The organism is Deltaproteobacteria bacterium, from assembly GCA_011773515.1.
In the GTDB taxonomy this organism is placed as follows: domain Bacteria; phylum Desulfobacterota; class Deferrimicrobia; order J040; family J040; genus WVXK01.
In genome coordinates this window covers 110,175-117,328 of the sequence record WVXK01000016.1, presented here as the reverse complement: position 1 = coordinate 117,328, position 7,154 = coordinate 110,175, and the positions used below count along the sequence as shown (strand labels likewise).

The 7,154-nt window shown below is 52.1% G+C and carries 5 protein-coding genes and 2 rRNA genes; all 7 read right to left on the bottom strand.

The features are described 5' to 3' along the window. Positions 1–361: 361 nt before the first annotated feature. On the bottom strand, positions 362–580 hold the full coding sequence (locus GTN70_02315) for a DUF2905 family protein (protein NIO15826.1): 219 nt from the start codon (positions 578–580) through the stop codon (positions 362–364). A 40-nt stretch (positions 581–620) separates the two neighbouring features. Beyond that, a complete protein-coding gene (gene ruvB, locus GTN70_02310) occupies positions 621–1,643 on the bottom strand; it encodes a Holliday junction branch migration DNA helicase RuvB (protein NIO15825.1) in 1,023 nt (340 codons plus the stop codon). After that, positions 1,644–2,267, bottom strand: coding sequence for a hypothetical protein (locus tag GTN70_02305; protein NIO15824.1), 624 nt, complete (start codon positions 2,265–2,267; stop codon positions 1,644–1,646). Between the two features lie 35 nt (positions 2,268–2,302). Further along, complete coding sequence (ruvC, locus tag GTN70_02300) at positions 2,303–2,815, bottom strand: crossover junction endodeoxyribonuclease RuvC (protein ID NIO15823.1); 513 nt, start codon at positions 2,813–2,815, stop codon at positions 2,303–2,305. Next, a complete protein-coding gene (locus GTN70_02295; protein ID NIO15822.1) occupies positions 2,816–3,574 on the bottom strand; it encodes a YebC/PmpR family DNA-binding transcriptional regulator in 759 nt (252 codons plus the stop codon). It abuts the gene before it with no gap. Positions 3,575–3,879: 305 nt separating this feature from the next. Then, positions 3,880–3,994 (bottom strand): 5S ribosomal RNA (gene rrf, locus GTN70_02290). Between the two features lie 51 nt (positions 3,995–4,045). Beyond that, positions 4,046–7,078: ribosomal RNA gene (locus GTN70_02285) — 23S ribosomal RNA — on the bottom strand. Positions 7,079–7,154 lie beyond the last annotated feature (76 nt).

Genomic DNA, 7,154 nt, shown 5'->3' with positions numbered 1-7,154 from the left:
TGGACGGGTGATCGTATCGTTTTCTGATACCCGTCTTTTTCGAGAGAAATATTCATTGATAGATGAATGTTGCAACTAACATACCAAATATCGTATTTCTTTCTTATTTAGAAAAGCCAATAATATTAATATATTAGCAGCGCAGTCGCAGGAACACGGAAAATAATGCCGTGCTGTGCGTTGCAATATTAAAACAGTTGTGTCGCGTCAACGCCACACCAAATAAGGATCAGGTTGAGTCAAGAGAACCAATCTTTTTAAAAGGTTAGCGAGCAATTTCCCATCCAAAATGGTAAAAACCGTGCCTTAACTCACTTCCGATGAATTACATTGCCCGGGAGGCTTATTGAAGCAGAGTGCCTCATTTTTTGAAAATCAGGAGAATGAGGGTTAAGAGGATACTGAGAAGAATACAGGTGGTGATGGGGAAGTAAAAGGTGAAATTTTCCCGCCTGATGTAAATATCCCCGGGAAGCTTTCCCAGGAGGGGAATCTTCGGGAAAAACATCAACAGGACGCCGACGATGAAGAGCAGGATGCCCGCCGTCGCCAGGAGTCTGCCAAGCCAGTGGAAATCCATAGGTATCCTCTCCACGATGAAACGATGGGTTCTCCTTCCCTCACAAAAGATCTTCCTGCTCAGAGGAAGGGGGCAACTTCCTTTTCAGGTGGCGATAACCGAGTTTTGTCGCAACCCTGCCCCTCGGGGTCCTGTTTATGAACCCCCTTTGAATGAGGTACGGTTCATACACGTCCTCCAGTGTATCCTTTTCCTCGCTCACGCTTGCGGCTATCGTCTCGATGCCAACGGGACCACCGGAAAAATTGTCTATGATCACGGACAGGATTTTCCTGTCCATCATATCGAGCCCCGAGGAATCTATATCCATCAGGTCAAGGCCCATTCCCGCAGATTTTACGCTGATTTTGCCATCTTCCATTATCTCTGCGTAATCCCTTACCCTTTTCAGGAGACGGTTCGCCACCCGTGGGGTCCCCCTCGACCTTTTCGCAATCTCGTAAGCTCCTTCCCTGTCTATTTCTATCCCGAGAACCCCCGCTGACCTGAGAATGATCATTACCAGGTCTTCGGGGGTATAGTACTCCAGCCTCAGTACCACCCCAAACCGGTCACGAAGTGGCGATGTCAGGAGGCCCGTCTTGGTTGTAGCCCCTATGAGGGTAAAAGGCGGGATGGCGAGTTTTATCGTCCGGGCCGATGGGCCTTGCCCGATGACGACATCGATAAAAAAATCCTCCATTGCTGAATAGAGTATCTCTTCAATCGCAGGGGATAGTCTGTGGATCTCGTCGATGAAAAGAACCTGACTCTGTTCAAGGTTCGACAGAATAGCTGCAAGATCCCCTTTCTTCTCTATTGCCGGGCCGGTTGTGGTCTGAATGGGAATCCTCATCTCGTTCGCTATTATGTGGGCGAGCGTCGTCTTTCCCAATCCGGGCGGGCCCGAAATCAGCACGTGGTCGAGGGTTTCCCCTCTTTTCACGGCAGCCTGTATGTAGAGATTGATGTTCTCGACGATCTTTTTCTGCCCGATGTACTCGTCGATCCGTCTCGGTCGAAGTGACAGGTCCATGCTGTATTCTTCCGGAAAAATGCTCCCGTCTAAAGGTCTTTTCTCCATCTACTTTTTTCCGCCCCCTCTCTTGCCCAGTTTTTTCAGGCAGAGCATGATAATATTATCCACTCCGGCTCTTTCATTTCCGGTTCCCTGAAGGACCTCGGAGCAGGTCTGTATGGAGTCCTGCTTCGAAAATCCCAGAGAAACGAGGGCATCCACCACATCCCTCCTTATCGCTCTCTCCTCCTCGGAAACCAGCGATGGCAGGTGAATATCCTCCAGCCTTCTTTGCAGTTTATCACGCAGCTCAATGACGATTTTCTGGGCGGTCTTCTTACCGATTCCCTGGACGCTCGAGAGCCTCTCGTGATCTTCGGATATGATCGCCCCTGCGATTTCATCGAACTCCATCGACGATATGAGGGAAATCGCAAGGGATGGCCCCACCGTGGGCACCGTTACGAGCAGATTGAAGAGCACGCGCCTCTGCCTCGATGTAAACCCGTACAACACGAGCGAGTCATCCCGCAAAACCGTCCTCACATATAACTTGACCTCTCCATCCAAATCCGGCAACTCCGATATATCCCGGAGAGACATTACGACCCTCACGCCGACGCCGCCTACATCGACCACCCCGCCCGTCTCGTCCACTTCCTTCAGGGTCCCGCCGAGATAATCTATCATCGATAAACTCCCCTTAACCGGAATGCCGCCAGACCCTACCCGTTGCTCTCACTGCTCAGTTTGTGAGCAGAAACCCTGCTCTTTGTTTCATAGCCTGCGCTGATCGCTATCGCGAGGGCATCGGACTCATCATGGGAGAGCTTTTCGGAAATCCCGAGAATCCTCTTTACCATGGATGCGACCTGCTTTTTATCCGCAGCCCCGTATCCTGTGAGGGATACTTTCATCTCCCGCGTAGACACCTCGATGATCTCCAGTTCTTTGATCCGGCAGCTGAGCATGATAACTCCCCGTATCAGACCGAGTTTCAGGGCAGATGACGGATTCGTTGAAATGAAAACCTTCTCCAGCGCCGCGGTTTTCGGCTCGAAGCTGTCTATGATGCGGGTGAGTTCTTTGTGGAAAAAGTCGATCCTTGATGGAAAATCCTGCTTTGCCGAGACCCGGAGAACGGTATGAAAGACGTGATGGGGAGTTTTTCCCTCGAAATCGACAATGCCAACGCCTGTGGAGATACTACCGGGGTCTATCCCCAGAATCCTGAACAATCACCCTCCTCCGAAAGCTTCCATATCCGCTTCTGAGATATCAAAATTTGCAAATACGCTCTGCACGTCATCATTCTCTTCAAGGGCGGTCATGAGTTTCAACATCTGCTCTGCCTGTTTTCCCGTCAATTTAATCGTTGACTGGGGAATCATGGTGACTTCAGAGTAATCGGCCTTGATCTCTCTCTCTTCGAGCCCTTTCAACACGTCTTCGAACGCCGAAGGGTCTGCGTATATCTCGTATGCAGAAGAACCCTCTTCGCTTTTCAAATCTTCCGCCCCCACTTCGACGGCAATCTCGAAAAGTTCATCCTCACCGATGATTTCCTTGCGGACATTGAAGACTCCCTTCCTTTCAAACATCCATGACACGCACCCTAACTCTCCCAGATTCCCCCCACCCTTCGAAAATATCCTCCGTATGTCCGAGACGGTCCTGTTTCTGTTGTCGGTGAGGACCTTCACCATAACCGCAACACCTCCCGGTCCGTACCCTTCGAAAGTCCCCTCTTCATAGGATATTCCTTCAATCTCACCCGTGCCACGCTTTATCGCTCTCTGTATGTTATCCATGGGCAAATTGCCGGCACGGGCAGAGGCAATCGCTGTCCTCAACCGGGCATTGCTGTCGGGGTCACCGCCGCCGATTCTCGCTGCAGTTATAATCTCTCTGGTGAGCTTTGTAAAAACTTTCCCCCTCTTTGCGTCTTCCCGAGCTTTTTTATGTCTTATCGAGTGCCACTTCGAATGTCCCGACATATCGAACTCCATCAACGGCATTGACAAGTAATATGGCTCTCTAAAATTATAATGACTTTCATCATATACACCAAGAAGCAAATTAAAAAACCAGTGGCATTTCTATGGTATTGCAGAATGAGGATTGCAGAATGCAGAATAGATTACCATACAGCCATAAGATCAGATAAACTGATGATCACGAAGCACAAGGGCAGAAAGTTCTCGTTCTGAATTTATACTGTTTTGTTTTGAATTCTGAAATCTGCACTCTGCGTTCTGCATTGCAAAAAAAAACCCTCACAATGAGGGTTTTTGAAATTAAATCCCGGCAGCGACCTACTCTCCCACAGGTTTCCCTGCAGTACCATCGGCGCAGGAAAGCTTAACTTCCGTGTTCGGGATGGGAACGGGTGTTTCCTTTCCGCTATTGCCACCGGAAAAGCTCTTGCTCTTTTTCAACCGAGATTCAGACTCCAATCCGTTGAGTGGCGGTCAAGCCTCACGATCTATTAGTACCGGTTAGCTAAACGCATCGCTGCGCTTACACATCCGGCCTATCAACCTTGTAGTCTACAAGGGATCTTCAGGTGGTTTAAACCACGGGATACCTCATCTTGGGGGGGGCTTCCCGCTTAGATGCCTTCAGCGGTTATCCCTTCCGAACATAGCTACCCAGCGGTGCCACTGGCGTGACAACTGGTACACTAGAGGTTCGTCCGTCCCGGTCCTCTCGTACTAGGGACAGCTCCCCTCAAGTATCCTCCGCCCACGGCAGATAGGGACCAAACTGTCTTGCGACGTTTTAAACCCAGCTCACGTACCGCTTTAATCGGCGAACAGCCGAACCCTTGGGACCTACTTCAGCCCCAGGATGCGATGAGCCGACATCGAGGTGCCAAACCTCCCCGTCGATATGAACTCTTGGGGGAGATAAGCCTGTTATCCCCGGCGTACCTTTTATCCGTTGAGCGATGGCCCTTCCATACGGAACCACCGGATCACTAAGACCTGCTTTCGCACCTGCTCGACCTGTCAGTCTCGCAGTCAAGCTCCCTTATGCCTTTGCACTCTACGGCTGGTTTCCAATCAGCCTGAGGGAACCTTCGCGCGCCTCCGTTACCTTTTAGGAGGCGACCGCCCCAGTCAAACTACCCACCAGGCACTGTCCCCGGCCCGGATAACGGGCCTGGGTTAGAATTCCAGAACAACCAGGGTGGTATTTCAAGGACGGCTCCACCGGAGCTAGCGCCCCGGCTTCACAGCCTCCCACCTATCCTACACAAATTGCCCCGAAATCCAATACCAAGTTGTAGTGAAGGTGCACGGGGTCTTTCCGTCTTGCCGCGGGTAACCGGCGTCTTCACCGGTATCACAATTTCGCTGAGCCCCTCGTTGAGACAGTGCCGCAGTCGTTACGCCTTTCGTGCAGGTCGGAACTTACCCGACAAGGAATTTCGCTACCTTAGGACCGTTATAGTTACGGCCGCCGTTTACCGGGGCTTCGGTTTGGTGCTTCTCCCGGGACAAGCTCAGGATGACACTTCCCCTTAACCTTCCAGCACCGGGCAGGCGTCAGTCCCTATACGTCGTCTTACGACTTAGCAGAGACCTGTGTTTTTAGTAAACAGTCGCCGCGGCCATTTCTCTGCGGCCCCCTTCGGCTCCAGACGCGAAGTCTTTCACCTAATGAGGGCGCCCCTTCTCCCGAAGTTACGGGGTCAATTGGCCGAGTTCCTTAACGAGGGATCACTCAAGCGCCTCGGGATTCTCTCCCTGCCTACCTGTGTCGGTTTGCGGTACGGACACCTGTATTACTCGCTTAGAGGCTTTTCTCGGCAGTGTGGGATCAGCCAGTTTGCGGGGTTAAAAACCCCTCCCCATCACCTCTCAGAGTTACGGCTTCCCGGATTTGCCTGGGAAACCCTCCTACAGGCTTGGACCTGCTATTCCGTCAGCAGGATGGCCTACCCTTCTGCGTCCCCCCTTCGCTGGTAACGCAATACAGGTGGTACAGGAATATTAACCTGTTTGCCATCGCCTACGCCTTTCGGCCTCGGCTTAGGATCCGACTAACCCTGGGTGGATTAACCTTGCCCAGGAACCCTTAGGCTTCCGGCGAACGGGTTTTTCACCCGTTTTATCGCTACTCATGTCAGCATAAGCACTTCCACCCAGTCCACCGGTCCTTTCGGTCCGGCTTCGACCCGGGGTGGAACGCTCCCCTACCGTGAACGGCGTAAAGCCGTCCACCCGCAGCTTCGGCAGTGTGCTTGAGCCCCGTTGAATTTTCGGCGCGGAACCACTCGACCAGTGAGCTGTTACGCTTTCTTTAAAGGATGGCTGCTTCTAAGCCAACCTCCTGGCTGTTTTAGCGTTTCCACATCCTTTCCCACTTAGCACACATTTGGGGGCCTTAGCTGGCGGTCTGGGCTGTTTCCCTTTCGACCACGGACCTTATCGCCCGTAGTCTGACTCCCGTAATAAATGTTGGCGGCATTCGGAGTTTGGTTGGGTTTGGTAGTCTTGTAGGACCCCTAGCCCATCCAGTGCTCTACCTCCGCCACAGAGTTTACGAGGCTATACCTAAATATATTTCGGGGAGAACCAGCTATCTCCAGGTTTGATTGGCCTTTCACCCCTACCCACAGCTCATCCGAGCCGTTTTCAACCGACACCGGTTCGGGCCTCCACAGGCTTTTACGCCTGCTTCACCCTGGCCATGGGTAGATCACCTGGTTTCGGGTCTACTCCACGCAACTCATTCGCCCTGTTCGGACTCGCTTTCGCTTCGGCTCCACCTGCCGGCTTAACCTTGCTACGCAGAGTAACTCACTGACTCATTATGCAAAAGGCACGCGGTCAGGCATTCCTTGGGCCCGAAAGCCCGAGGCATAGCCCTCCCACAGCTTGTAGGCATACGGTTTCAGGTTCTATTTCACTCCCCTCGCCGGGGTTCTTTTCACCTTTCCCTCACGGTACTAGTTCACTATCGGTCGCCAGGTAGTATTTAGCCTTGGGAGATGGTCCTCCCGGTTTCCCACAAGATTTCACGTGTCCCGTGGTACTCAGGAATTCGACCAAGGAAGCCTGATCAATTTCGTATACGGGGCTATCACCCTCTATGGCAAGGCATTCCAGCCTTTTCTGCTATCAATCAGGTTTGTAACTTCCCGGCAGGTCCGTGATCCCGCCCGGTCGAACCCTGCAACCCCAGATAACCAACGCTCACGGGCTATGACAGTTATCTGGTTTGGGCTCTTCCCCGTTCGCTCGCCACTACTGAGGGAATCGCATTTGCTTTCTCTTCCTGAGGGTACTTAGATGTTTCAGTTCCCCTCGTTCGCCTCCTGTGCCTATGGATTCAGCACAGGATACCGGGATGAATCCCGGTGGGTTTCCCCATTCGGAAATCCCCGGATCTAAGCCTGTTTGACGGCTCCCCGGGGCTTATCGCAGCCAGCCACGTCCTTCATCGCCTCCTGACACCAAGACATCCACCGTACGCCCTTAGTAGCTTGACCACCACTCAGCGCATTGGAGTCTTTCCATTCTCGATCGATTTTCAAAGATCAGTGAAAATATGTAAAATCTCTGGTAT